The sequence below is a fragment of the uncultured Microscilla sp. genome (assembly GCF_947493425.1).
In the GTDB taxonomy this organism is placed as follows: Bacteria; Bacteroidota; Bacteroidia; order Cytophagales; family Microscillaceae; genus Microscilla.
This window is the reverse complement of record NZ_CANLRP010000685.1, coordinates 1-226: the sequence shown is the minus strand read 5'-3', so window position 1 is coordinate 226 and position 226 is coordinate 1. Positions and strand designations below refer to the sequence as shown.

The window sequence follows — 226 nt, the reverse complement described above, 5'->3', positions numbered from 1 at the left end:
CTTTGCGTTGTTTCCAGCCAAAAGGCGAAAAATCGAAGGGTGAAAACATATCTATGAATAGTTGAGTAAGGGCAGGTACAACCGTATCTGATGCTGGGTAATGGTTGTGTTGCTTTGCCGAATAAATTGCCCAACTTTGCAAAAAAGCTTCTAATTGTTTTGTAGAGTTAGCTTCATAGGCTGTCTGAAGTTGCCTATATAATGAATCTACCATTTTGTGTTGGTT

At 38.9% G+C, this 226-nt stretch carries 1 pseudogene; it reads right to left on the bottom strand.

The annotated features are described in order from the left end of the window. Positions 1-214: pseudogene (locus Q0954_RS34915) on the bottom strand (hypothetical protein); the annotation flags it as partial. Positions 215-226: the final 12 nt, after the last annotated feature.